This window comes from Salipiger sp. CCB-MM3, from assembly GCF_001687105.1.
Taxonomy (GTDB): domain Bacteria; phylum Pseudomonadota; class Alphaproteobacteria; order Rhodobacterales; family Rhodobacteraceae; genus Salipiger.
In genome coordinates, this window is the sequence record NZ_CP014596.1 from 54,087 (window position 1) to 77,986 (window position 23,900).

The 23,900-nt window shown below is 65.4% G+C and carries 20 protein-coding genes, 1 tRNA gene and 3 pseudogenes; 9 read left to right on the top strand and 15 right to left on the bottom strand.

The genetic code is table 11. The features are described from left to right. Positions 1 to 357: 357 nt before the first annotated feature. A pseudogene (locus tag AYJ57_RS25505) lies at positions 358 to 746 on the bottom strand (ATP-binding protein); the annotation flags it as partial. 267 nt (positions 747 to 1,013) lie between these two features. After that, positions 1,014 to 2,522: pseudogene (locus tag AYJ57_RS25510) on the bottom strand (ISL3 family transposase). Between the two features lie 136 nt (positions 2,523 to 2,658). Here AYJ57_RS25510 and AYJ57_RS25900 point away from each other — a divergent pair. From AYJ57_RS25900 to AYJ57_RS14185, 3 genes and pseudogenes are all read left to right on the top strand, one after another. Then, a pseudogene (locus AYJ57_RS25900) lies at positions 2,659 to 2,754 on the top strand (transposase); the annotation flags it as partial. A 64-nt stretch (positions 2,755 to 2,818) separates the two neighbouring features. Then, positions 2,819 to 3,534 (top strand): IS5 family transposase gene (locus AYJ57_RS25515; protein WP_157374171.1). Its coding sequence is split into 2 segments (ribosomal slippage): positions 2,819 to 3,155 and positions 3,155 to 3,534, totalling 717 coding nucleotides; the frame shifts between segments, so codons are not numbered across the junction. Between the two features lie 60 nt (positions 3,535 to 3,594). Further along, positions 3,595 to 4,721 (top strand): IS3 family transposase gene (locus AYJ57_RS14185; RefSeq protein ID WP_157374173.1). Its coding sequence is split into 2 segments (ribosomal slippage): positions 3,595 to 3,859 and positions 3,859 to 4,721, totalling 1,128 coding nucleotides; the frame shifts between segments, so codons are not numbered across the junction. A 269-nt stretch (positions 4,722 to 4,990) separates the two neighbouring features. Here AYJ57_RS14185 and AYJ57_RS14190 read toward each other — a convergent pair. Together AYJ57_RS14190 and AYJ57_RS14195 are read right to left on the bottom strand one after the other, a co-directional pair. Beyond that, positions 4,991 to 5,080 (bottom strand) — tRNA-Ser (locus AYJ57_RS14190). Between the two features lie 132 nt (positions 5,081 to 5,212). Further along, positions 5,213 to 6,859, bottom strand: coding sequence for an electron transfer flavoprotein-ubiquinone oxidoreductase (locus AYJ57_RS14195; RefSeq protein ID WP_066107290.1), 1,647 nt, complete (start codon positions 6,857 to 6,859; stop codon positions 5,213 to 5,215). A gap of 330 nt (positions 6,860 to 7,189) precedes the next feature. Between AYJ57_RS14195 and greA the strand changes: the two genes are divergently transcribed. The 4 genes from greA to AYJ57_RS14215 all read left to right on the top strand — a co-directional run bounded on the left by greA (position 7,190) and on the right by AYJ57_RS14215 (position 9,853). Beyond that, positions 7,190 to 7,660, top strand: coding sequence for a transcription elongation factor GreA (gene greA, locus AYJ57_RS14200; RefSeq protein ID WP_066107293.1), 471 nt, complete (start codon positions 7,190 to 7,192; stop codon positions 7,658 to 7,660). A gap of 28 nt (positions 7,661 to 7,688) precedes the next feature. Continuing rightward, the gene (locus AYJ57_RS14205) at positions 7,689 to 8,708 is read left to right on the top strand and encodes a hypothetical protein (protein ID WP_066107296.1); all 1,020 of its coding nucleotides are present in this window, start codon (positions 7,689 to 7,691) and stop codon (positions 8,706 to 8,708) included. 120 nt (positions 8,709 to 8,828) lie between these two features. Further along, positions 8,829 to 9,530 (top strand): AzlC family ABC transporter permease, encoded by a 702-nt coding sequence (locus AYJ57_RS14210; protein WP_066107299.1) that lies wholly within the window; start codon positions 8,829 to 8,831, stop codon positions 9,528 to 9,530. Continuing rightward, on the top strand, positions 9,527 to 9,853 hold the full coding sequence (locus AYJ57_RS14215) for an AzlD domain-containing protein (RefSeq protein WP_066107302.1): 327 nt from the start codon (positions 9,527 to 9,529) through the stop codon (positions 9,851 to 9,853). The genes AYJ57_RS14210 and AYJ57_RS14215 overlap by 4 nt, the downstream gene beginning before the upstream one ends. On the opposite strand, the gene AYJ57_RS14220 is transcribed toward AYJ57_RS14215, so the two are convergent. From AYJ57_RS14220 to AYJ57_RS14230, 4 genes are all read right to left on the bottom strand, one after another. Continuing rightward, entirely contained in the window at positions 9,838 to 10,482 is a 645-nt protein-coding gene (locus AYJ57_RS14220; protein WP_193789543.1) for a hypothetical protein, read from the bottom strand. The genes AYJ57_RS14215 and AYJ57_RS14220 overlap by 16 nt on opposite strands. A 92-nt stretch (positions 10,483 to 10,574) precedes the next feature. Then, positions 10,575 to 10,709, bottom strand: a complete 135-nt coding sequence (locus AYJ57_RS25520; RefSeq protein ID WP_083191296.1) for an aa3-type cytochrome c oxidase subunit IV — start codon at positions 10,707 to 10,709, stop codon at positions 10,575 to 10,577. A 104-nt stretch (positions 10,710 to 10,813) separates the two neighbouring features. After that, entirely contained in the window at positions 10,814 to 11,848 is a 1,035-nt protein-coding gene (locus AYJ57_RS14225) for an MBL fold metallo-hydrolase (protein WP_066107307.1), read from the bottom strand. Continuing rightward, the gene (locus AYJ57_RS14230; protein WP_066107312.1) at positions 11,848 to 13,548 is read right to left on the bottom strand and encodes an acyl-CoA dehydrogenase; all 1,701 of its coding nucleotides are present in this window, start codon (positions 13,546 to 13,548) and stop codon (positions 11,848 to 11,850) included. The genes AYJ57_RS14225 and AYJ57_RS14230 overlap by 1 nt, the downstream gene beginning before the upstream one ends. 127 nt (positions 13,549 to 13,675) lie before the next feature. Here AYJ57_RS14230 and AYJ57_RS14235 point away from each other — a divergent pair, with 127 nt between their 5' ends. After that, positions 13,676 to 14,623, top strand: a complete 948-nt coding sequence (locus tag AYJ57_RS14235; protein WP_066107314.1) for an L-threonylcarbamoyladenylate synthase — start codon at positions 13,676 to 13,678, stop codon at positions 14,621 to 14,623. 123 nt (positions 14,624 to 14,746) lie between these two features. On the opposite strand, the gene AYJ57_RS14240 is transcribed toward AYJ57_RS14235, so the two are convergent. Beyond that, positions 14,747 to 15,331, bottom strand: coding sequence for a YqgE/AlgH family protein (locus AYJ57_RS14240; RefSeq protein ID WP_066107317.1), 585 nt, complete (start codon positions 15,329 to 15,331; stop codon positions 14,747 to 14,749). A 135-nt stretch (positions 15,332 to 15,466) separates the two neighbouring features. On the opposite strand from AYJ57_RS14240, the gene AYJ57_RS14245 reads away from it, so the two are divergent. Further along, positions 15,467 to 16,270, top strand: a complete 804-nt coding sequence (locus AYJ57_RS14245; RefSeq protein WP_066107319.1) for a protein-disulfide reductase DsbD domain-containing protein — start codon at positions 15,467 to 15,469, stop codon at positions 16,268 to 16,270. A 25-nt stretch (positions 16,271 to 16,295) separates the two neighbouring features. Here the strand turns inward: AYJ57_RS14245 and AYJ57_RS14250 are convergent, their stop codons facing one another. The 6 genes from AYJ57_RS14250 to AYJ57_RS14275 form a co-directional block, all read right to left on the bottom strand. Beyond that, positions 16,296 to 19,679 carry an efflux RND transporter permease subunit gene (locus AYJ57_RS14250; protein ID WP_066107321.1) on the bottom strand — a complete coding sequence of 1,128 codons (3,384 nt, stop codon included), beginning with the start codon at positions 19,677 to 19,679 and terminating at the stop codon, positions 16,296 to 16,298. Positions 19,680 to 19,683: 4 nt separating this feature from the next. Continuing rightward, positions 19,684 to 21,162, bottom strand: a complete 1,479-nt coding sequence (locus AYJ57_RS14255) for an efflux RND transporter periplasmic adaptor subunit (protein WP_066107324.1) — start codon at positions 21,160 to 21,162, stop codon at positions 19,684 to 19,686. Between the two features lie 108 nt (positions 21,163 to 21,270). Further along, entirely contained in the window at positions 21,271 to 21,813 is a 543-nt protein-coding gene (gene moaB / locus AYJ57_RS14260; RefSeq protein WP_066107327.1) for a molybdenum cofactor biosynthesis protein B, read from the bottom strand. A gap of 21 nt (positions 21,814 to 21,834) precedes the next feature. Continuing rightward, a complete protein-coding gene (locus AYJ57_RS14265; RefSeq protein ID WP_083191297.1) occupies positions 21,835 to 22,425 on the bottom strand; it encodes a hypothetical protein in 591 nt (196 codons plus the stop codon). Further along, the gene (locus AYJ57_RS14270) at positions 22,425 to 23,219 is read right to left on the bottom strand and encodes a uracil-DNA glycosylase (protein ID WP_066107330.1); all 795 of its coding nucleotides are present in this window, start codon (positions 23,217 to 23,219) and stop codon (positions 22,425 to 22,427) included. The genes AYJ57_RS14265 and AYJ57_RS14270 overlap by 1 nt, the downstream gene beginning before the upstream one ends. Positions 23,220 to 23,361: 142 nt before the next feature. Next, the gene (locus AYJ57_RS14275; RefSeq protein ID WP_066107333.1) at positions 23,362 to 23,784 is read right to left on the bottom strand and encodes a Fur family transcriptional regulator; all 423 of its coding nucleotides are present in this window, start codon (positions 23,782 to 23,784) and stop codon (positions 23,362 to 23,364) included. Positions 23,785 to 23,900 lie beyond the last annotated feature (116 nt).

Consider the following 23,900-nt stretch of genomic DNA (forward strand, 5'->3'; position numbering starts at 1 on the left):
CAGACAGCACACCGATCAACGCAACAACAAAGCAGTGATGGCGGTTCGGGGGGCCACTGGAGATAGGGAAGCCGGAAACCCTTATACTTCTGTAACTTTGAGGCATTATTTCACTTACCCCGTCATCACGTCAGCCGGGTTTATGGCGGAGGGTGAGTCCGCGCCTAATTATCGTAATATACTGTTTCACCAGTACTTGTTATATGCATTGACTCACTATGCCGCATCATAATCTTTGGCTGCAAAGCCCACTGGCGGGTACTCAACCAACTCACTTAACCTCGGGCGAGATGCTCAAATCTTTGATTCTCAGCCATAACTGACCCAACTTGAATTTTTTAACGGGTCATTCTTGGGTCAAGACATGGCTTCCCTCCAACGTTTCCGCATTGCAGCAGACCCGCCGTCCTTGAAGCGGAAGCTGTCGTTTCCGGCCTTGAGGATGCGACAGCGAAGGGTCGTCGATCGAGGAGCGCGGTGGTCATCTTGGCTTTCCCGAGCGCGGGGCCTACGCACTGAAGCTGAGGTTCGTAGTGATGATCACGCTGGTGCGCTCGTAGAGCTTGATCAGCGGATCGAAGAGCAAGTCGCCCGCTGAGGCGCTGAGCGCCAGGTATCCGAGCTCGTCAACGATTACCAGGTCGAGGCGGGCTGAGGCTCTCCGCGATGTGTCCGACTTTTCCCTTGCCCTTTTCCCGCTCCAGAGCGTTGACCAGTTCGATGAGCGAGAAGAAGGAGCAGCGCCGCTTCAGCCACGCGTTAAGCGAAGCAGCAAGGTGGAAAATGCTCGGCATGGGCTGTCACAAGTGCAGCCGGGCGTCTGAGACGTTCTTTTGGACCTAACCCTGTGCCAACGGGCGCGAACCGGCGGCGCCTCGCTTGCGCAGCGCCGACCCACCGCCTGATTGCAAAACTCCGGTGTGAACATGCGTGGAATACTGGCTCTGACTCACTTTTGATGCAGGTCTTCTGGCTGCTGTCTAAGAATATAAGACGATACGGGCTTTCGGTGTCTAGATGCCCGCGCGGCCATGCATCTGCCTTTTGAGAGTCTTCAGTCGATTGATCTGGCCCTCGGTCTGTCCGTTCGACCAGGGCTCGCGGAGCGCTGCCGCAACAGCAGCTTGATCCTTGCGAAGCTGGCAATAATGCTCGTCTCGGCATCGTCGAGCCAAGTGCCAAGCTCAGTTGGCGTTCCGTTTCGAACCGTCGAATTGAATTTGCCGACCAGCAGGCGCGTTGCGAACTGCGACGGAAGCGCGGCTTCAATTCGAGCGACCACCACAGCGTCTGCATTGCTCAAGTGGTCCCGCGCGATGGGGAGGAGGCGCGCGATCCGCCGGGCGGGCGGTGACTTGGTAGCGCCGTCCGGGATTGCTCGGCTCGGCTCGGCGCTGGCGCATAGCCCACTCGCTTACGACCCTAAGACTTTCCTGGAAACCATCGGCTCGCAATCGTCGCCAGAGCTCGGCGCCGTTCCGGTAGCCGTTGGACCAGTCGCGCTTCAGACGGCGCCACCAGGGTGTCAGGCTGCTTTGGCGGATACCGAAGATAACTTCCAGCTCACCGCGCACGATCTGTCGTACGAGGGCTCGGCTCAAGCCAGTTTGATGGACGATTTTCTTGATCGGCATGCCCTCTAGGGCCAGCTTGTGGACCAATCGGTTCGTCTGGCGCCGGCGCTGAAATCCCCCATATTGCAGGCATTCAGCCGCTTTCAGGAGTTTTGGATCGAGTGTCTTCACCCCGATCGCCTTTCGGATGGCAGGCATGCGCTTCTGAACCGCAGAAAGGAAGGCAGCACTCGCGTTCTCCAGCAAATGCCAGCAGTCAGCGACCTGAACCGCTTCTGGAAGAGCGCGAGCAACGGCGCTGCCATATCCGCCATTGCGATCTCGGGCGACGCATTCAACGCCGGTGTGGTCACGAAGCCAAGGTTCAACGGTGGCAGGCGTGCGATCGGGAGACAGGTCGATCACGCAACGCCGCTCGAGATCGCAGATCAGCGTGCCGTACCGTTGCCCTTTGCGCCAAGGCCAATCATCGAGGCCGATGATCCGCGGCGCAGCCTTGGCGTGATTATCGGCCGTCCTGAGACTGCGCAAGAAGGTATCTTTGCTCACGGGCAGCAAGAGGCGGCTTGCGAGAGATTGAGCCGGCCGGCCACCAAGCGCTACCGCGAGGTGCCGGACCAGCTTTTGCATCCGCACCGTGCGACGTGCCCAAGGTCTGGCCACCTCAGACCTCAGGCGCTCGCTAAATATCGACTGGTGGCACCGGGGAGAGCGGCACCAGAAACGACGCACATCGGTCACTAGGCGGACGCTGAAACCGTGCGCAGGCAAATCCGCAACGCGGCGGCGGTAATGGCTATGGACGTACCGAGATCGCGATCCGCAGCAGCGGCAAAACGCAGAAGTGCCGCTCGAGCGAGCCAAAACCTGTATCGTGCCATCGTCGGTCCTGATGTCATCAACGACAAGGCCAGCCGGGAGCAAACCTCTTAAGTCCAAATGCCGCATTCTGCACATCCTTCTGATATTACATCAGAAGAGGTGGGTGCCTCCGTGATCGGCGCGCATCACAAGTGAGACAGAGCCAAAGTTCCCAGCCAATTGATACCGAGTCTGAGTCGAGGGGACCCCGTTCCTCGACTATCCGCCCGAGGTCCGCAGAATTATCTACACGGCGAATGCCATAGAGGCGCTGAACTCGAAGACCCGCCGGGCCGTCCGTACAAGGTGGCACCTCCCTGGGCTCTGGACCCATTGATTTCAGCTGCGTGAGATGATTCACCGCGCTAAAACAGAGCGGTGACATGTCTGATCTCTTTTGGCTGAGCGATGTGCAGATGGCGCGCCTCGCGCCCTACTTCCCGAAGTCCCACGGCAAGCCTCGTGTCGATGATCGCCGCGTGTTGAGCGGGATTATCTTCATCAACCGCAATGGGTTACGCTGGCGGGATGCGCCCAAAGAGTATGGTCCCCACAAGACACTCTACAACCGCTGGAAGCGGTGGAGTGATAAGGGCATCTTCGCACAGATGATGGCCGGGCTGGCCGCCGAACACGGTGAGAAGAAGACCGTGATGATCGACGCAACCTACCTCAAGGCACATCGCACCGCGTCCAGCCTGGGCGTGAAAAAAGGGGGCGTGGCCGACTGATTGGCCGCACCAAGGGCGGCATGAACACCAAGTTGCATGCCATCTGCGACAGCAAAGGCCGGCCGCTCAACTTCTTCGTGTCTGCCGGGCAGGTGAGCGATTACATCGGGGCGCGGGCCCTGTTGCGCGGTCTGCCAGATGTAGACTGGCTGCTCGGGGACCGGGGCTATGACGCCGATTGGTTCCGGGAAGCCCTGCAAGACAAGGGTATACGCGCCTGCATACCTGGCCGAAAACAGCGTAAGGCGACTGTCAGATACGACAAGCGGCGCTACAAACGGCGCAACCGGATCGAGATCATGTTCGGCAGGCTCAAGGACTGGCGGCGTGTCGCAACCAGATACGACAGATTGAGCCAGCCCCTTTGAAGTGGTCCACCCACGAAGCCTGAAATCCGATAGGATTTCGGCGAACAGGAGGACTACGGAATGGCTGGAAAGCGTGAGAAGCCGGAAGACATTGTCACCAAGCTGCGTCAGGTCGAGGTGTTGCATGGCCAGGGCCTGTCGATGGCCGATGCGGTGCGGCAGATCGGGATATCGCAGCATACCTTTTACCGGTGGCGGAAGCAGTATGGTGGGATGAACCGGGCACAGTTGTCGCGGCTGAAGGAACTCGAGAAGGAGAACCTGAGGCTGCGGCGGGCGGTATCTGACCTGACGCTCGAGAAGCTGATCCTGACCGAGGCTGCCCAGGGAAACTTCTAAGCCCTTCGCGCCGCCGCGAATGCGTGGAGCATGTGTGCGAGACACTCGGCATCTCCGAACGCCGGGCCTGCCGGGTGCTCGGCCAACACCGCTCCACGCAGCGCAAGCCACCACAGGGCCGGGAAGACGAGGCGCGGCTGACCGCCGACGTCATCGATCTGGCCCGGGAGTATGGCCGCTACGGCTACCGCCGGGTCGCCGTGCTGCTGCGGCGTGCCGGCTGGCAGGTGAACCACAAGCGGGTGGCGCGCATTTGGCGGCGCGAAGGGCTCAAGGTCCCACACAAGCAGAAGAAGCGCGGCAGGCTCTGGCTGAACGATGGCTCTTGCGTGCGGCTGAAGCCCGAGCACCCCAACCACGTCTGGTCCTACGACTTCGTGCAGGACCGGACCAGTGACGGCCGGACCTACCGGACGCTCAACATCCTCGATGAATATACGCGGGAGGCGTTAATGATCCGTGTCGACAGGCGACTGAACTCCACCGATGTCCTGGACGCCCTGACCGATCTCTTCATCCAGCGCGGCCCGCCGCGGTTCATCCGGTCCGACAACGGCCCGGAGTTCATCGCGCAGAAGGTCCGCGACTGGATCGAGTTGGTGGGGGCGAAGACCGCCTACATCGAGCCGGGGTCACCCTGGGAGAACGGTTATTGCGAGAGCTTCAACAGCAGGTTCAGGGACGAACTCCTCAATGGCGAGGTCTTCTACTCGTTGAGGGAGGCGCAAATCCTCATCGAACAATGGCGAAAGCACTACAACACCGCTCGGCCGCATAGCGCTCTTGGATATCGGACACCGGCACCGGAGACATTCATCCCCATAGACCGAAGGCCGACCATGCATTAGCATTTAACCCGGACCACTCGATGGGGTCAGCTCACGTGGAAACTGCTCGCTGCACTCGTAGATAAGGTTTGGGCCTTCTGCTTGGCATTCGGGAACTCGTATTATCAGGCCACGAACGGCCTACGCACTATTTGTGGAGTGCGCCCCAATGGCGGACAATGTAGCAGAAAAGTGGACAAAAATGCCGACCATTGCCAACTGGCAGCTTCCGATGATCTGGCCTAGCGGCCGAGATCATTGGAGATTTTCGGTTTTCGCCTGAGTATTTATGGCGGAGAGGAAGGGATTCGAACCCTCGAGACGGTTCCCCGCCTACACACTTTCCAGGCGTGCGCCTTCGACCACTCGGCCACCTCTCCGCGGACCGCTCTACAGGAAAGTCCGGGCCGGGTGCAAGAGGCGGTTTGCCAAAAAATTGAGCCCCGGTGCAGAACCGGGGCTCGACGTTTGGTCAAGCAGGGATCGCGGGCGGAAAACGCCGCCCCGCGGCCTTACATATTGGGGTAGTTCGGCCCGTCGCCGCCCTGCGGAACCGTCCAGTTGATGTTCTGCGAAGGGTCTTTGATATCGCAGGTCTTGCAGTGCACGCAGTTCTGGAAGTTGATCACGAACTCGGTCTTGCCGTCCTTCTCGACGAACTCATAGACACCCGCCGGGCAGTAGCGCTGCGAGGGGCCTGCGTATTTCGGCAGGTTATCAAGCAGCGGCACGCGCGGATCCTTCAGCTTGAGATGCGCCGGCTGGCTCTCTTCGTGGTTGGTGAAGGAGAAGCTGACGTTGGTCAGCCGGTCGAAGCTGAGCTTGCCGTCGGGCTTGGGGTACTCGATCGGCTGATGCGCCGCCGCGCTCTCGGTGGCCGTGGCATCGCTCTTGCCGTGCTTGACCGTGCCGAAGAGCGAGAAACCGAAGCTGTTGGTCCACATGTCGAGGCCGCCAAGCGTCAGCGAGCCCAGCAGGCCGGTTTTCGACCACAGCGGCTTGACGTTGCGCACCTTCCACAGGTCCTGCCCGATGGCCCCTTCGCGCACTTCGCTCTCATAGGCTGTGAGCTCGTCCGAAGCGCGGCCCGCCTGGATCGCCTCATAGGCCGCCTCTGCCGCGGCTTTGCCCGAAAGCATGGCATTGTGGTTGCCCTTGATGCGCGGCACGTTGACCATGCCCACCGAGCAGCCGAGCAGCGCCACGCCGGGCGCGACCATCTTCGGCATCGACTGGAAGCCGCCCTCGGAGATCGCCCGCGCGCCATAGGCCACGCGCTTGCCGCCTTTGAGCAGGTCCGCCACATGCGGGTGATGCTTGAAGCGCTGGAATTCCATGTAGGGGAAGAGGTGCGGGTTGCGGTAGTTCAGGTGCACCACGAAGCCGACGTAGACCTGATTGTTGTCCAGATGGTAGATGAAGGCCCCGCCCCCGGCATTGCCGCCCAGCGGCCAGCCCATGGTGTGCTCGACCCGGCCTTCCTGGTGCTTGGCAGGGTCGATCTCCCAGATCTCCTTCATGCCGAGTCCGAACTTCTGCGGGCATTTGCCGTCCGAGAGGTTGTATTTCTCGATCACTTCCTTCGACAGCGAGCCGCGCACGCCTTCCGACAGAAAGACGTATTTGCCGTGCAGTTCCATCCCCGGCTCATAGCCCGGACCGGGGGTGCCGTCGGCGTTCTTGCCGAACTCGCCCGCGACCACGCCCTTGATCTCGCCGTTCTCGCCGTAGACCAGTTCCGAGCAGGCCATGCCGGGGAAAATCTCGACGCCAAGCGCCTCGGCCTGTTCGGCCATCCAGCGGCAGACGTTGCCCATGGAGACGATGTAATTGCCCTCGTTCGACATGAACTTCGGCATTGGCCAATGCGGGATGGTGACCTTGCCAGCCTCGCCCAGCAGATAGAATTTGTCCTGCGTCACCGGAACGTTCAGCGGCGCGCCCTTCTCCTTCCAGTCGGGGATCAGCGCGTCGAGACCACAGGGGTCGAGCACCGCACCAGAAAGGATATGCGCGCCGACCTCGGATCCCTTTTCGAGAACCACAACATTCAGGTCGGCATCGAGTTGCTTGAGCCGGATCGCTGCGGAGAGGCCTGCCGGCCCCGCCCCCACGATCACCACGTCATATTCCATCGACTCGCGCTCGATCTCGGCCATGTGGTTCCTCCGCTGGCTGTTCGCTTTAGCTGTTCGCTGTAATTATCTTGCGCATTGGCGTAGCGCGGCGGTGCAGCACAGGTCAATCGAAACGCGGCATAAAAGGTGCCTGACGCGACCTTAGGAAAATAATAGTTGGCGCGGCGCAAAGTCCGCTCGGCGGAGCCTCGCGCAGCCCATCGCCCTGCCCTGCTGGCCCGCCGCGCCGCAGCGCACTCTTGCCAAAGCCCGGGACAATCCCCACTCTTGCCAGAAACGACCACTCATGGTTTTAGACGGCAAACGCAAAAGGGCCGGGGGAGGCCCTCGGGACAGTTCCGGAAAGACTCTATGGAAAAGATACTGATGACCCGCGCGGGCTTCACCGCGCTCGAAACCGAATTGAAAACGCTCAAGTCCGTTGAGCGTCCGGCCATCATCAAGGCCATCGCCGAAGCACGTGAGCACGGCGATCTGTCGGAGAACGCCGAATACCATTCCGCGCGCGAAAAGCAGAGCTTCATCGAAGGCCGGATTAAAGAGATCGAAAGCGTGATGTCGCTGGCCGAGGTGATCGACCCGGCGAAGCTGACCGGTGCGATCAAGTTCGGCGCCACGGTTACCGTCGTCGATGAAGACACCGACGAAGAAAAGACCTGGCAGATCGTCGGCGAATATGAGGCCAACATCGAAAAGGGCCTGCTCAACATCAAATCGCCCATCGCTCGCGCCCTGATCGGCAAGGACGAAGGCGACAGCGTCGAGGTGCGCACCCCCGGCGGCGAGAAGAGCTACGAGATCCTGACGATCGCGTACAAGTAACACCCAAAGGTAAGGGTCGCGCCGCATCATGGCAGACAGCAACGACAGCCGCTCGGCGCCCATCGGCGTCTACGACCGCGAGGAAAAGCGCGGTATGACCGGGATCGAGATCGCCGCGCTCGGCCTCAGTGCGCTCTGGCTGGTGATCGCCGGTGGCTACGTCTTCACCGGCGGCAGCACCGAAGGCGTGGGCGGCCTGCGTTTCTTGTTGGTGGTGATGGTTGTCTTTCTGCCCATCGCGATGATCTGGGTGGCGGCGATGACCATGCGGGCCAGCCGCATCATGCGCGAGGAAAGCGCGCGGCTGCAGACCGCCATCGAGGCGATCCGCAAGTCGTACCTCACGCAGGCGCAGACCGGCCGCAACGATCCCTCGGCCAGCACGCTGGCGCGCAAGCTCGACGAGGTGGCCGCGGCGCAGCGCAAGATCGAGACGACGCTTGCCATGCTCGGCTCCACCCGCGCGGCGCAAGCCGCGGTGCAGGCGCAGACCGCCGCCGCTGCCGTCGCTCCCGAGCCTTCCGCGGACGATCAGCCCGCGCTGTCGCTCGGCACGCCCGCCGAGGCGCTGGAGCCGCCGCTGGCCAATACCGACTTCATCCGCGCCCTGAACTTCCCCGACACTGCCGAAGACCTCGAAGGCTTCGCGGCGCTGCGCCGGGCGCTGAAGGACCGGCAGGCGGCGCAGCTCATTCAAGCCTCGCAGGACGTGCTGACGCTGCTGTCGCAGGACGGCATCTATATGGATGATCTGACGCCCGACATGGCCCGACCCGAGGTTTGGCGCGCCTTCGCCAAGGGCACACGCGGGCGCGAAGTGGCCGCGCTCGGCGGTGTGCGCGACCGCGCCTCGCTGGCGCTAAGCTCGGGCCGGATGAAGCAGGACGCGATCTTCAAGGACGTCGCCCATCATTTCCTACGGCTCTACGACCGCGCCTTCGTGCGTTTCGAAGGACAGGCAAGCGACGCCGAGATCAGCGAACTGGCCAACACCCGCACCGCCCGCGCCTTCATGCTGCTGGGCCGCGTCGCGGGCGCCTTCGACTGACGCGAAGCGCCTGCGCAAGCCACAGCGCCTACATGCGTTTAAGGTCAGCCTCCCTGCCCGATTGCATCTCCCTCAAAGGGTCGCTACGGCTTGCCCGGTCGACGGGAGGCAAGGCACCACATGGCACGATCGGACACGGGTTCTTACTACTGGCAGGGTGTGCGCGCGGGTCTGCCGTTCCTGCTGGTGATCGGCCCCTTTGCCACGCTCTTCGGCGTGCTCGCCAATGAGGCGGGGCTGAACCTCTTCGACACGCTTTCCTTTTCGGTGGTGGTGATTGCCGGGGCCGCGCAATTTGTCTCGCTGCAGATGCTGCAGGACCATGTGCCCGCGCTGATCGTGCTGGCCTCGGCGCTTGCGGTGAACCTGCGTATGGCGATGTATTCCGCTGCGATCACCCCGCATCTGGGCGCGCTGCCGCTGTGGAAACGCGCGATCTGCGCCTATTTCCTTGTCGATCAGACCTACGCCTCATCGGCGCTGCAGTTCGAACGCTCGCCCGAGATGACCCTGCCGCAGAAGTTCGCCTTCTTCATGGGGACGATGACGCCGATTTGCCCACCGTGGTACATCTTCACGCTGGTCGGTGCTTGGGTGGGCGAAGCGATCCCCGCCGATTTCGGCCTCGATTTCGCGCTGCCCATCGCCTTTCTGGCGATGATCGCCCCGGCGCTGCGCACGGGCGCGCATGTGGTGGCGGCGCTGGTCGCGACGCTGGGCACGCTGCTGCTGGCATGGATGCCCTATAACCTCGGCGTGCTCTGCGCCGCCGCGCTCGGCATGATGGCCGGGGCCGAGACCGAACGGAGGATGCAGCGATGATCGAACGCGGAGATCTCTGGCTGGTGATCCTCGGGCTGGGGCTGGGCAGCTTTGCCCTGCGCTTCCTGTTCCTTGGGCTTGTCGGCGACCGCCCCCTGCCCGCGTGGCTGACGCGCCATCTCCGCTACACCGCCGTGGCGATGATGCCCGCGCTGGTAGCGCCGCTGGTGGTCTGGCCCGCCGCGACCGACGGGCAGACCGACCCTGCCCGTCTGATCGCCGCATTGGTGACGCTCGGTGTCGGGCTGGCCAGCAAGAACGTGATCCTTGCCATCCTCAGCGGCGCGGTGGCGCTGATCGCGGGCGGTTACTGGCTCAGCTGATCACTGTCGCCGCTGCGCTGCTCGAACGCGGCGATCGCCAGCGTCTTGTCGTCGGCATCCTGCTCGCGCAGCACCTGCTCGGTCACGCCTGGCATCGCCGCAAGCTCGTCGGCGAGCTTATTGGGGAACCACGTGCGGCCAACCTCTTCAAAGCCCGGCAGCTGGCTCAGCACGCCAGAGGTCGCCACGGTGCATTGCGTCTGCGACACGGGCCCATGCGCCTGCACCATCTTCAGCGCGCGCTCGGCCACCTCGGGCGATACCTCAATGCGCTGGATGCGCACGCGGTAGGTCTCGCGTGCATGGGCACGGGCGTAAAAGCGTTCGACCTCGGGGGTCACCCCATAGAGCACATCATCCACCTCGGGCACATTGCGCGCCCGGACGGATCCCGCCGGATCGAAAATCACCCGCTGCGACGGTGCGCTGATCATCAGGCTGGAGTGCGCCCCGGCATCCGAGCGGTTGTTGATCATCGTGTAGAGCGTCAGTGCGGGCGGGCCGCCATCGACATAGCGCGCGGCGGCAACCTCTTCTGGCGTGGCATTGGGATAGCGCATGGCCGGAGTGGTACAGCCCGCAAGCGTGAGCGCTGCGAGACCGGCCAAAAACGTGGCGCGATAGAACATGAAAGCCGACCCTTTCCGGTCAGCGGGCGGCCTCCTCCGCCGCCCGGCCTTGACTGACGTCTAGATGAATTCCCCTCCCGAAGGCGCGAAGCTCAGGAGTTGAAGATCGCCAGGAAGAGCAGCACTGCGATGATCACATAGACCATGCGGATGGTGAACTTGATGAAGCCGTGAAAGGTCTTCTCTTGGGCCGTGATGTCCATGCTGCCGGGCTTGTAGTCTGCCATATGTCCGTCCTGTCTCCATCCCCAACGGGCGTTTCTTCTCCGCTCAGAGGCTTAGCGGATTCTGCGCAAGCTGTCACCTGTTCTTGAGCCCTGCGTGAGCCCGCTCAACCGCACGCGGCCTGCCACAGCCATGCGCCATCGGCGCCTTCGGTCCGTGTCGCCCGGCCTTCCAGATAGAGGTGCTGGCAATGCGCCATGGCCTCGACAATGGCGAGCCCGTATTCCGCATCGCCGATGGTGCGCTTGAAGAGCGGCGCAAAGCACGCGCCCGCGCTCTTTGGCGTGTCGAGGAAGTCCTCCAGCCGCTCAAGCGCGCCGTGGTGATTGTCGATCAGTTGGCGCAGGCGGAAGGGCAGCCCGGTGAAGGGCAGCTTGTGCCCGCCCAGCACGTAGTGATCGTCGCGCGCCATTTTGGCCAGCCGCTCGCAGGATTCGAGCCAGTCGCCCACCGGGTCAGCCTCGGGCTCGGTGGCATAGACGCCAAGGTTGGAGCTGATCGTCGAGAGCACCTGATCCCCGGCCAGCACCAGCGCATCGTCTTTCGACCAGAAAGTGGCGTGCTCGGGCGCGTGGCCATGGCCCATATGCACCTCCCAGTCGCGCCCGCCCATGCGCAGCACGTCGCCCTGCTGCAGCCGGGTGAAGCCCAGTGGCATCGGCCAGACGCAATCGGCGAAGTTGAAAGGCCGCTCCTTGCGCCGCCGCTCCAGCACCCGCGGCTCCATGCCGCAGCGCTGCCAATAGGCGATCTGCTCGGGCGGCGGCGCCTCCTGCGCGTCAAGCTGCAGCATGCGTGCGAACAGCCACGCGGTGCGCGTGGTCAGCAGCTCCGCGCCCTGCTCCTGAAACCAGCCCGCCAGCCCCATGTGATCGGGGTGGTGATGGGTGACCACCACCCGCCGCACCGGTTTGCCCGCCAGCGGCCCGGCGAGCAGCTTTTCCCAGATGCCCCGCGCGCGCCCCGAGTTGATGCCGGTGTCGATCAGCGTCCAGCCGTCGCCGTCATCCAGCGCGTAGCAGTTCACGTGATCGAGCTTCATCGGCAGCGGCAGGCGCAGCCACAGAACGCCCTCGGCGATCTCTGTGGCCTCGCCCCATGCGGGCGGCGTTTCGTGCGGGTAATGCAATCCAGGCTTCATCAGGCGGCAAGGTCCTCGGCAGTGATGGCCATCAGCTCGGCATCCGCCGCCGCGACCTCGGCCAGCAGGCCGACATGCTCGGGCAGAAGCCTCGTGATGTAGAAACGCGCAAGCCGTGCGTGCGCGCCCGACGGGTCTGCCATGGCCGCGCGCAGATGGAAATGCCCCCCGAGCACCCGGGCGAAGGCGCGCAGATAGGGCACCGCCACACCAAACCGCTCGGCCATGGGGCGCGCCACCAGCGCTTCGGTGGTCTCGCGCAGCGTCTCCGCAGCCTGCCAGACCGCCTCGGCCAGATCGGGCATCTGCGCTTTCGCCGCCTCCGACTGCGCCTCGATCTCGTCCAGCAGCCGCGCCGCCGCCTCACCGCCGTCCATAAGCTTGCGCCCCACAAGGTCCATGGCCTGAATGCCGTTGGTGCCCTCATAGATCGCCGTGACCCGGACATCGCGGTAATATTGCGCGGCGCCGCTTTCCTCGATGAACCCCATGCCGCCCCAGACCTGCACGCCCGCCTCTGCCGAGGCGATGCCCACGTCGGTGCCAAACGCCTTGGCGATCGGTGTGAGAAAGGCCGCGCGGGCGGCCCAGTCGGCCTCACCGGTCGCCGCTGCCATGTCGAGCGCCACCGCGCAGCTGAGCGCGATGGAGCGCGCTGCCAGAACATCGGCCTTCACCCCCGCCAGCATCCGCCGTACGTCCGCATGGCCGACGATAGTGCCCTCGGGCGTGCGGCCCTGCTTGCGCTCCATCGCATAGCAAAGCGCGTGCTGATAGGCGCCCTCGGCGGCCCCCACGCCCTCGCAGCCAACACCGAGCCGAGCGTTGTTCATCATGGTGAACATGGCGCGCATGCCGCCGCCTTCCTCGCCGATCATCCAGCCGCGCGCGCCCTCAAAGCTCATCACGCAGGTCGGCGAGCCGTGCAGCCCCATCTTATGCTCGAGGCTGACCACCCGCAGATCATTGGCCACGCCCGGAGCGCCGAACTCGTCGGGAATGTATTTCGGCACAAGGAACAGGCTGATGCCCTTGGTGCCCGGTGCCGCATCCGGCAGGCGCGCCAGCACGAGGTGGCAGACATTGCCGGTGAAGTCGCAATCCCCCCACGAGATGAAGATCTTCTGCCCGGTGATCGCATAGGTGCCATCGCCGTTGGGCACGGCCTTGCTCGACAGCGCGCCCACGTCCGAGCCTGCCTGCGGCTCGGTCAGGTTCATCGTCCCCGACCATTCGCCCGAGATCAGCTTGGGCAGATACAGCGCCTTAATCTCCTCGCTGGCGTGATGCTCCAGCGCCTCGATCTGGCCTTGGGTCAGCAGCGGGTTGAGATGCAGCGCAAGACAGGCCCCCGACATCATCTCATTGACCGCCGAGGCGACGGTCAGCGGCAGCCCCATGCCACCATGTTCGACCGGTCCGGCCACCGCGACCCAGCCGCCCTCGGCGATCGCGCGGTAGCCTTCGGCGAAGCCCGGCGTCGAGCGCAGCACGCCATTTTCGAGCACCGCCCCCTGCAGATCGCCCGCGCGATTGAGCGGCGCCAGCACCTCGTCGCAGAGCCGCCCCGCTTCGCCGAGCACCGCCGCGACCATGTCGGGGGTGGCCTCGGCATGGCGCTCGGTCGCCGTTACCGCGTCAAAGCCCACCACCTTGTCGAGTAAAAACGTAAATTCAGCGACAGGCGCGCGATAGGCCATGGCATTTCCTCCGATCCCGGTTGGCAAGTCGGAGCCCCTCGGCTAGGGAGGATCCGACGATTTCGGTGCGACCCTAGGACGATGGCTCGCCGCCGACCAAACGGAACGCAGCGTCACGGATAGACCAATGCCCGACACCCCCACCCTGCGCCTGCCCGCCGACGAGGCCGGGATCGCGCGCGCCGCCGAGTTGCTGCGCGCCGGAGAGCTTGTCGCCTTCCCGACCGAAACGGTCTACGGGCTGGGGGCCGACGCGCGCAATGACGCCGCCGTGGCGGGCATCTTTGAGGCCAAGGGCCGCCCCAGCTTCAACCCGCTGATCGTGCATGTGCCCAGCATCGAGCACGCCAAGGAACTGGTGGAATGGTCGGGCACCGCCGAAAATGTCGCCCGCGCCTTCTGGCCCGGTCCGCTGACGCTGGTGCTGCCGATCCGCTGGGATGCCGGTCTGTCGGACCGCGTCACCGCAGGCCTCGACACGCTGGCAGTGCGCCTGCCCGCGGCGCCGCTGGCGCGCGAGCTTCTCACCGCTTTCGGCGGCCCGCTCGCTGGCCCATCGGCCAACCGCTCGGGACGGATCAGCCCGACCACCGCCGATCACGTGCTGAGCACGCTCGACGGGCGCATCGCCGCGGTGCTCGATGGCGGCCCCTGCAAGGTGGGCCTCGAAAGCACGATCCTTGGCCTGTCGGGCCGCCCCACCCTGCTGCGCCCCGGCGGCATCAGCGCCGAACAACTGTCGGAGGCCCTCGGGCACCCGGTCATGCGGCGTCAGGACAACGCGGCCATTTCGGCCCCCGGCCAGACCGCCTCGCATTACGCGCCGCGCGCCCGCATGCGCCTCAACGCCGCCGACTGGCGCGAGGGCGAAGCGCGGCTCGGGTTTGGCGACATGGAGTGCGATCTGAACCTCTCGCCGAGCGGCGATCTGGAGGAGGCGGCGGCCAATCTCTTTGCGCATCTGCATCTGCTCGACGCCAGCGGAGCAAAGATCATCGCCGTCGCCCCGGTGCCGCATTTCGGTGCCGGTGTCGCGATCAACGACCGCCTCAGCCGCGCCGCCGCGCCGCGGTGAGCGCCGCGGCTTCATTGTTCTGAAAATACGCGATCCCCGCCATGCCGAATGGTCTGCGGGCGGCATGGCTGCAAACGCCTCCGGCGGGCGTATTTGGGGAACAATGAAAGCGCAGGGGCGCGCTCAGGCCCGGCCGCCCTCGCCCGAGAGCGCCAGTGCCGGGATGCCAAGCACATCGAGCGCGGCGCTCCATTTGCCTGCGTCGGGCGTGGCGAAGACCAGCTCGCGGCTCGCCGGGCAGACCAGCCAGGCATTCTCGGCCAGTTCGCCCTCGAGCTGCCCCGGCCCCCAGCCCGCATAACCCAGCATCGCCATCCAGTCGCGCGGCCCGTCGCCGCGCGCGATATGCTCCAGCACGTCGAGCGTGCCGGTCATGAAGATCGCGTCGTCGACCTGCAGCGTGGTGAGTTCCGAGCGGTAGTCGGCGCTGTGCAGGACGAATCCCCGCCCCATCTCCACCGGGCCGCCGAAATGCACCGGCTGCTTGCCGGACCCCGGCTCGGCGTCGATACCGAGCTGTTCAAAGAGCCCTTCGAGTGTGACGTCCGCCGAGGGTTTGTTGAGGATCAGCCCCATCGCCCCTTCGTCTGAATGGGCGCAGAGGTAGATCACCGCGTGTTCGAAACGCTCGTCGCCCATGCCGGGCATGGCAATGAGGACGGAGCCGGTCAGATCGGTGGCGCCGGAGGCGGTCTCGCTGTGCGTCATGGGACCCTTTCTGAAGTCTGCCTTCTGAGTGTGACCGTCCCGCAGTGTCGGCGCAAGCACACAAGCGGGCAGAATTGCCACGCTCTCGCTGCAATGTGACTTGGCAGGAGCCCCGAGAGGCTCCATTTGAAATGCATGATCCAGAATGCTTTCAGAGCCGCCACCCTTGGCTGCGCGCTGGCGATGTCCGGCGTTTTCGCCACCGACGCCACCGCGATGGAGCCGGTCACCGCCGAGCTGCGCCCCGGCTGGCGCTTGCCCAATGGCGATCACATGGCGGCGCTGCATCTGACGCTTGCGCCGGGGTGGAAGACCTATTGGCGCGCGCCCGGAGATGCTGGCATCCCGCCGGTCTTTGACTGGAGCGCCTCGGACAATGTCGCCGATGTCGCCGCGCTCTGGCCCACGCCGCATGTGTTCCGCCAGTCGGGCGCGCGCTCGGTGGGCTATAAGGGGGAGCTGGTCCTGCCGTTGCGCGTGGCAGCTACGGGCGGGCCGGTGACGCTGGAGGCGAATATGCTGATCGGCGTCTGCAGCGACATCTGCGTGCCGCAGGAGCTGCATGTGCGCGCCATGCTTCCCGACAGCAGCAGCGTCGATCCGGTGATCGCCGCGGCGCTGGCCGAGGCGCCCTTCACTGCCAGCGAGGCCAATGTGGGCAAGGTGCAATGCTCGATCAGCCCGGCCAAGGGCGGGATGGTTCTGCGCACCGAGATCGACATGCCGTCTGCCGGCGGGCAGGAGGAACTGGTGGTCGAGGCGGGGCAGCCCGAGATCTGGGCGTCCGAGCCGAAGACCCGCCGCGAGGGCGGCAAGCTGGTGAGCAAGACCAAGCTTATGCATATGGAAGGCAAGCCCTTCGCCCTCGACCGCTCAAAGCTGCGCATCACCGTGCTGGGCGCGCAGCACGCGGTGGACATTCACGGCTGCTCTTCCTGAGACATCCTGCGGGGGCTGAGGCTGCTTAGCCCACCCTCTGCCCGCGCAGCGCCATGGCGAGCGTGGCCAGCCAGACCAGCCCCAGCGCCAGAGCCACCCCGGCGACGAACAGCGTGAAACCGGCGAGAGCTGGCGGCAGCAGCGCCAGCGGACCAAGCGCCAGCACGCCCGGAAGCGCGCCGGTCACCGCCACCGCCCCCATGGTCGCCGCCAGCCAGCCCAGCACCAGCGCAAACAGCCCCAGCGTCAGCGCGCGCACCTTCGCGTGGCGATGCCGCGCGCCGCGCCGGAAGGCCGCGATGCGCCGGGCGATGTCATGCTGTGCTGCCAGAAGCGCGGGCACCACCATCAGCACCAACAGCATGCCAAAACCCAGCCCGTAGACCAGCGTGATCACAGTCGGCTTCAGGAACTGCGCGTCCGAGCTGCGCTCGTAGAGCAGCGGCGCAAGGCCCAGCACGGTGGTCGCCGTGGTCAGAAAGACCGGACGCAGCCGGTCCGCCGCGCCGTCGATGATCGCTTGGAACATGCCGCGGTCGGGGGCGTATTCGTCGATCTGCGTCACCAGCACGATGGAATCGTTGATGATGATCCCGGTCATCCCCAGCAGGCCGACGACGGTGAACATCGACAGCGGCACATCCCACAGCGCGTGGCCGTAGATCGTGCCGACAAGGCCGAAGGGGATCACCGCCATCACCACCAACGGGCGCGTCCAACTGGCAAAGACCCAAGCCAGCACGAGGTAGATGCCCAGCAGAACCAGCACCAGCCCGGTGCCCGCGTCCGACAGGAAGTTGCGCTCGTCCTCGGCCATGCCGGACATGCGGAACTCCACCTGTCGCTCGGCGGCGATGGCGGGAAGGATGTCCTCCTGCAGCGCCTTCAGGATATCCGCGGCGCGCTCGGGATCATCCTCCGAGATATCGCCGGTGACCGAGACCGTACGCAGCCCGTTCTCGCGCCGGACTGTCGAGAACCCGCTCTGCCGCTCGACCCGCACGATGTCGGCCAATTGCACATAGGCGCCCTCGGGCGTGCGGATTTGCGTGCGCTGCAGGAAATCGGCGGTCTGTTCACGGTCTGGCAGTTCGACGCGGATCTCTGCGCTGCGCGGGCCGACCGGGAAGGTCGCCGCCTCGAGCCCGCCGATACGCGCGCGCAGCACCCGGCCCAGATCGTCCACCGTCAGCCCCAGCGCCTGCCCCTGTGGGGTCAGTTCCAGCACCAGCTCGTCCTTGTCGTAAGACAGATTGTCCTCGACCGCCGAAACCTCGGGGAAGCGTAGCACCGCTTTCTTGAGGTCTTCGGCGGCGGCCTTGAGCACGCCCGCATCGGCACCGAAGAACAGCACGTCCAGCGCATCGCCCCCCGGCCCCGAACGCCAGCCACGGAAGCTGATCACCTCGACCATGGGCATCGCCGCCACCCGCTCTTGCAGCTCACCGACGAATTGGAAGCTGGAATAGGGCCGCAGATCCGGCTCGATCAGTTCGATCGAAATGGCGCCCAGCTGATCGGCCTCCTTGTTCTCGGCCTCGGCCAGCGGGCGCCCGGAGTTGCCGCCGATCTCGGCGATCACATAGTCGAGCGGGTTGAGGCCGTAGCGCTCTTCATACTCGCGCCCCAACGCCTCGGTGGCGCGCTGCATCTCGCGCATCTGCGCCAGCGTGTCCGCGCGGGTCGCGCCCGGTGTCATGGCGAAATTGCCGCTGACCGAGGGCCGTTCCGGCGAGTTGAAGAAGCGCCAGACTACATCGCCCCGGATGAAGCTTGCCGCCTGCGAGGCCAGCAGCAGCACCGCCAGCGCCAGCACCACGTAGCGCGCCGTGATCACCCCGGCCATGAACGGGCGGAACAGCCGTTCGCGCACCCAGCGGAACCCGCGGTTCACCATGCGCGAGGGCCAATCGTACCAATGGTGCTCGGTCGACTTGGCGATGGCATGGGCCATGTGGTTGGGCAGGATCAGGAAGCATTCGATCAGGCTGGCGATCAGCACAACGATCACCGTGAAGGGAATATCGGCGATCATCTCGCCGAACCGCCCCCCGATGGCGGTGAGCCCGAAGAAGGCGATGATCGTGGTCAGGGTCGAGCTGAATACCGGCAGCGCCATGCGCCGCGCAGCGGTCTCGGCGGCTTCGATCGGCCCAAGCCCCTTGCGATGCAGATGATCGGCGTGCTCGCCGACGACGATGGCGTCATCCACCACGATGCCAAGCGTGATGATCAGCGCAAAGAGCGATATCATGTTGAGCGTCAGACCCGAGGCATACATCAGCGCCAGCGCCGCGAGCATCGAGGTCGGGATCCCCGCCGCCACCCAAAGCGCGGTGCGCGCATTGAGGAACAGGAACAGCAGCCCGACCACCAGCACCAGCCCCGACAGGCCATTGTGCAGCAAGAGGTCGAGCCGGTTGGTGATCGCCTCGGCGCGGGTGCGGATCAGCTCGATCGTCGTGCCCTCGGGCAGCACCGGCTGAAAGTCGCGCGCCACATCGGCCACGGTCTGCTGGATCTTGATGGCATCGCCATCCGCCGAGCGATCGACCCGCACCGAGATCGCCGGATCGTCGCCGACGAAATAGGCGCGCTCGCGGTCGATCCCCTCTTCACGCAGGATCGCCACGTTGCCGACGGTCAGCTTGGTGCCGTCGGGCTGCGAGCGCAGGACAATGGCGGCAATGTCACGCAGCGCACGTTTCTCGACCCCGGCGCGCACGCGAGCGTTTGCGCCCGTCACATCGCCAGCTGGCGCGGCATCGACCTCGGCGGCAACCGCTTCCGAGATCTCCTGCATGGTCACATCGTAGCCCAGCAGATTGGCGGTGGGCACTTCGACGATGATCTGCGGCGCGGCGACACCACGAATGGTGGTGCGGGTGACGCCTTCGGCAAAGAGGCGCACCACGAATTCGTCGGCGAAGCGGCCCAGCTGATCCACCGCCACCGGCCCCGAGATCACCAAATCCGTCACCCGGTCGCGCCAACCGCCCGAGGTGACGCGCGGATCGTCGGCCTCTTCCGGCAGATTGTCGACGCCGTCCACGGCGGTCTGCACGTCGTCCAGCGCCTTGGCCATATTGTAATTGGGCTCGAACTCCAGTTCGATCTGCGCCGAGCCCTCGCGCGAGCGGCTCTCGGAGGCCACCACCCCTTCGACCGCAAGCAGCGTCGGCTCGAGCAATTGCACGATGGCGTTGTCCACGTCCTGCGCCCCGGCGCCGTCCCAGCTGACGCGGACGTCGATCTCATCCTCGACCACATCGGGGAAATACTGCGCGCGCATATTGGGCACCGCCAGCAGCCCCGCCCCGAGCAGGATCACCAGCAGCAGATTGGCCACCGTACGGTGCCGGGTGAAGTAGCTCAGCAGGCCGCTGGCAGATCCGGGGATGTGGCGCATGGCCTCAGCCTCCCATCCGCGCTTCGAGCCGTTCGATCACCTGCGCGGGCACCTTGGGTTCCGAGATCTGCGCCAAGAGCCGCTGTTTCGCCTCCGCCGGCATGCCGCTGTTGCCTTCGATGAAGGCGACCAGCCGCGCGCGCCGTTCGGCGCTGAGTTCCAGCATCGCCGCCTCAGAGGTCACATCGGGCCCGCTTGGGCCGCCCGCCGACGCCTCGGCGCTCAGGGGCCGGACCTTGATCCCCGCGCCCAGAAGTGGCGTGCGCTCGGACACCACCAGCCGCCCGTCCAGCGCCGCGGCCCGCACGATCACCTCGTCGCCCTGCCGCCGCAGCAGTTCCACCGGCAGCGCCTCCAGCCGCTGTTCGGCGTCGAGCACCAGCACATCGCCATCGGCCCCCAGCGCGGTCGCAGGCAGGCGCACCACCTGCTCGAGCGCTGGCTCGGCGATCTTCACGGTGACGAAATCCCCGGGCTTGAAGCCGCGCGGGGTATCCAGCGAGGCAAAGAGCAGGCGCCCGGTCTGCCCCTCGCCGACCGCCGCCCCCTCGCGGGTAAGCGTCCCGGCGCTGCTGACCGAGGCGCCGTAGAAATCCAGCGTCACCGTGACCGGCAGTTCGCGCGGGCGGTCCGACGCGTTGAGCAGTTGCAGATATTGCTGGGTCGAGACGCGGAAGGCCACCTCCAGCGCCTGCGGGTCCACCAGCGTCGCCAGCTGTTCATTGGCCGAAACCCGGCGCCCGGCCACCACCGAGACATCCTCGAGCTGGGCATCGAACCCGGCGCGGATTTCCGTCTCGTCGAGCCGCCGCTGCGCCTCGTCAAGCGCGATGCGCGCGCGCGCCAGCGCGGTGCTGCTCTGGTCCACCCGCGCCTCGGCCTGCGCCAGCGCCTGCCTGCGGGTCACCACCGCCTGCCGCGCCGAGGAGGCGGAAAGCTCCGCCTCTTCCACCAGCGCCGATGTGCCCACGCCGCGCGATTGCAGATCTGCCTGCCGCTGGTAGGCGCGCTGGCGCAACTCGGCCTGTTCCTCGGCCGCCGCCAGCGCATCCTTTTCCAGCTCGACCGCACGGATCGCCTCGCGGCGCTCGGCCTCGGCATCCTCCAGCGCGCTTTGGGTCCGCTCCAGTTCCGCCTGCATGTCCGCCGGGTCGATCCGCGCCAGCAGCGTGCCCGCCGCGACGCGCCCGCCCTCGACAAACTCAGGCGCCAGCTCCATCAGCGTGCCGCCCACCGCGGTGCGAAGCTCCAGCATGCGGCGGCTCTGGATCTCGCCAAAGGCGGTCATCTCTGGCGAAACGCTGCCTTCCCGCGCCTCCACCACGTTCACCGCAAAAACCCGTTCGCGCGCCTGCGGAATGCGCGGCGTATCGCTGAGCCGCGCCTGCACGGCATCGCGCACCAGCAGCCCGGCCCAGACCAGCAGGCCCAGCGTCAGCGAAAGGAGAAAGAGCCCGGTCAGGCTCCGCCGAAGAAACCGCATATGAACGTCCCGCGAAATCGAGGGGCATCGCCCCCCTGTCTGGCTGATATCACCTTATGCCCGAGCCCAAGCACAAGGAAAGCCATGACAAGGATACGCGGGCGCGCGTCATTTCCGCCGTTTATGCTCGTCGAGACGCGGGAAAATCTCAACAAAGTTGCAGGGACGGTGCCGATAATCGAGCTGCCAGCGCAGGATCTCGTCCCATGCGTCCTTGCAGGCGCCGGTGCTGCCGGGCAGCGCGAAGAGATAGGTGCCCCCCGCAACCCCGCCCGTGGCCCGCGACTGCACCGCAGAGGTGCCGATTTTCTGCATGGAAACAAGAGTGAAGACCGTGCCGAAGGCTTCGATCTCTTTCTCGTAGACGTCGCGGTGCGCCTCGACGGTGACATCCCGGCCAGTGAGCCCGGTGCCCCCGGTCGACAGGATGACATCCACCTCGGGATCGGCGATCCAGACGCGCAACTGATCGGCGATGCCTGCCCGGTCATCCTTCACGATTGCGCGATCTGCCAGCTTATGCCCCGCCTCGGTCAGCCGCGCCACCAGCGTGTCGCCGGAGCGGTCCTCGGCAAGGCTGCGGGTGTCGCTCACCGTCAGCACGGCAATGCGCACTGGAATGAACTCTCGGGTTTCGTCGATGCGGCTCATGCGGCCTCCGGTATCTAAAGCTCAGGGACAGGGCTGCGCCAGCGGCAGGCGCGGCACCGAAAAGATGCGTTCGAAGCGGCGGGCGGCGCCATCCGTGGCGAGGCTGCGGGCGAACCGCACCCAATCGGCCTCGGGCGTCGGACAGGCCCCCAGCTGCGCCTGCCGTGCGGCAGCAAGCTCGGTCATCAGTGCCGCGCGGTGCGCCTCTTCGGGCAGCGGCGGATAGGTGTTCCGACCGGCGAACGCGGCAGCCTTCATCAGCAGTGTTGCCAGCCGGTCGCGCTCGGCGGCATTCAGAAGCTCGGGGCAAAGCTGCACGGCGGCGGTGACCTCGACAAGCCGCTGCAAGGCGCAGCCCGCGCGGCCATGACCGCTTTGATCTTCGGCCCAGACGCCCGCGCCGCTGCGCCGGGTGAGGATCACCGGCCCCGGCAGTTCGAGCACCTCGGTGCCCGGCGATGGCGTCGCGATCTCGGCAGCGTGCTTGTCGAAAAGCGCATCAAAATCTGCTGCAAAGCCGCGCTCGGCGCGCAGCGGCCCCGCAAGCCCGCACCAGAGCATCCCGCAGAGAACCCCGGCCCAGACGCGCCCCGGCCGCGCCGCCGGGCGCATCACCCCAGCGCCTTGAGCTTGGCCTGAAGCTCCAGCAGATCGGCCCATGCGTGGCGCTTCATGCCCGGCTGGCGCAGCAGGTAGGCGGGGTGGAACATCGGCATCACGGGGCGGCCCGCCGCCTCGGTCCATTTTCCACGCAACCGGGTGATGCCACGCTTTCCAAGAAGCGCGTCGCAGGAGATATTTCCCATGATCACAAGAAGATCAGGATCAGCCAGCTCGATATGCCGGGTCAGGAAGGGCGTCATCATGGCGATCTCATCGGGCCGCGGATCGCGGTTCTGCGGCGGACGCCAGGGCAGAACATTGGTGATGTAGACCGACTCGGCGCGGCTCAGCCCGATGGCGCCGAGCATGCGGTCCAGCAACTGCCCGGCGCGCCCGACGAAAGGCTTGCCCTGCCGGTCTTCCTCACGCCCCGGCGCTTCGCCGATGATCATCACCCGCGCCTCGGGCACCCCATCGCAAAAAACGAGGTTGCGCGCGCCACGTTTGAGCTCGCAATGCTCGAAACCCGCCATGGCCTCGCGCAGCCCCTCAAGACTGCCCGCGCCCCGCGCCGCCTCGCGCGCGAGATCCACCGGATCGGGCCCCTCGGGCTCGGCCATTGGCGTCGCCGTTGCACCGGCCTTTGGCTCAGGCGCTGCCACAGGCGCGGCGCGCGCCGCCTGCTCCGCCGCCTCATGCGCAAAGCGGTCCACCGGCGTCTCGCCGATCGCCTCGTCGATGCCGAGTTCGACCTGCCAGTCGAGCGCAGCGCGGGCCCAGTGCCAATCCATCCCCGAATCCATGATGCGACCCTAGCCGAGCCCGCGGGCAGAGCAAATCTCCCCTGACTTCATTGTTCTCAAAATACGCATGGCGTTACCTCTGGCCGAAGCGGCACCTTGCGTATTTGCGGAACAATGAAGGATCGGGCCATCGTCCCGGGCGTCACGAGCGGGGCTTCTTGCGGGCGCGGATCAGCGTGTTGTGGCTGATGATCTCATAGCCGAGGCGTTCGACCAATTCGCGGCGCAGGCGTTCGATTTCCTCGCTCTCGATCTCGATCACCTCGCCGGTGTCCACATCCACGAGGTGGTCATGCTCTGCTGCCGGGGTCAGTTCGAACCGCGCGGGCTCGTCTTCGAAGCTCAGCTTGCGGATCAGCCCGGCCTCTTCCAGCGCCGAGAGCGTGCGGTAGACCGTGGCGAAGGAGACCGAGCCGTCGATCACCTTGGTGCGCGCGAAAAGCTCGTCGGCATTGGGATGATCCTCGGCCTGCATCAGCACCGACAGCACGATCATACGCTGTTGCGTGACGCGCAGCCCCGCGTCGCGCAGGGCCTGTGCAAAATCCGGTGCAACCGATGACATGGGCAAACTCCTGTTCAAGGCGGTTTTCTATCCCCTGCCCCGGGACGTGGCAACAGCGTGGAGGCGTGCCGCCTGAAGGTAATGCAAATGAGAACGACTCGCATTACCCATTGACT

Excerpts from the sequence above, each read along its gene's own strand:
- AYJ57_RS14195 (WP_066107290.1), bottom strand. The coding sequence starts at position 6,859 with ATGGCCGAGATCGAGCGCGAGTCGATGGAATATGACGTGGTGATCGTG.
- greA (WP_066107293.1), top strand. The coding sequence starts at position 7,190 with ATGGAAAAGATACTGATGACCCGCGCGGGCTTCACCGCGCTCGAAACC.
- AYJ57_RS14205 (WP_066107296.1), top strand. The coding sequence starts at position 7,689 with ATGGCAGACAGCAACGACAGCCGCTCGGCGCCCATCGGCGTCTACGAC.
- AYJ57_RS14210 (WP_066107299.1), top strand. The coding sequence starts at position 8,829 with ATGGCACGATCGGACACGGGTTCTTACTACTGGCAGGGTGTGCGCGCG.
- AYJ57_RS14215 (WP_066107302.1), top strand. The coding sequence starts at position 9,527 with ATGATCGAACGCGGAGATCTCTGGCTGGTGATCCTCGGGCTGGGGCTG.
- AYJ57_RS14220 (WP_193789543.1), bottom strand. The coding sequence starts at position 10,482 with ATGTTCTATCGCGCCACGTTTTTGGCCGGTCTCGCAGCGCTCACGCTT.
- AYJ57_RS25520 (WP_083191296.1), bottom strand. The coding sequence starts at position 10,709 with ATGGCAGACTACAAGCCCGGCAGCATGGACATCACGGCCCAAGAGAAG.
- AYJ57_RS14225 (WP_066107307.1), bottom strand. The coding sequence starts at position 11,848 with ATGAAGCCTGGATTGCATTACCCGCACGAAACGCCGCCCGCATGGGGC.
- AYJ57_RS14230 (WP_066107312.1), bottom strand. The coding sequence starts at position 13,548 with ATGGCCTATCGCGCGCCTGTCGCTGAATTTACGTTTTTACTCGACAAG.
- AYJ57_RS14235 (WP_066107314.1), top strand. The coding sequence starts at position 13,676 with ATGCCCGACACCCCCACCCTGCGCCTGCCCGCCGACGAGGCCGGGATC.
- AYJ57_RS14240 (WP_066107317.1), bottom strand. The coding sequence starts at position 15,331 with ATGACGCACAGCGAGACCGCCTCCGGCGCCACCGATCTGACCGGCTCC.
- AYJ57_RS14245 (WP_066107319.1), top strand. The coding sequence starts at position 15,467 with ATGATCCAGAATGCTTTCAGAGCCGCCACCCTTGGCTGCGCGCTGGCG.
- AYJ57_RS14250 (WP_066107321.1), bottom strand. The coding sequence starts at position 19,679 with ATGCGCCACATCCCCGGATCTGCCAGCGGCCTGCTGAGCTACTTCACC.
- AYJ57_RS14255 (WP_066107324.1), bottom strand. The coding sequence starts at position 21,162 with ATGCGGTTTCTTCGGCGGAGCCTGACCGGGCTCTTTCTCCTTTCGCTG.
- moaB (WP_066107327.1), bottom strand. The coding sequence starts at position 21,813 with ATGAGCCGCATCGACGAAACCCGAGAGTTCATTCCAGTGCGCATTGCC.
- AYJ57_RS14265 (WP_083191297.1), bottom strand. The coding sequence starts at position 22,425 with ATGCGCCCGGCGGCGCGGCCGGGGCGCGTCTGGGCCGGGGTTCTCTGC.
- AYJ57_RS14270 (WP_066107330.1), bottom strand. The coding sequence starts at position 23,219 with ATGGATTCGGGGATGGATTGGCACTGGGCCCGCGCTGCGCTCGACTGG.
- AYJ57_RS14275 (WP_066107333.1), bottom strand. The coding sequence starts at position 23,784 with ATGTCATCGGTTGCACCGGATTTTGCACAGGCCCTGCGCGACGCGGGG.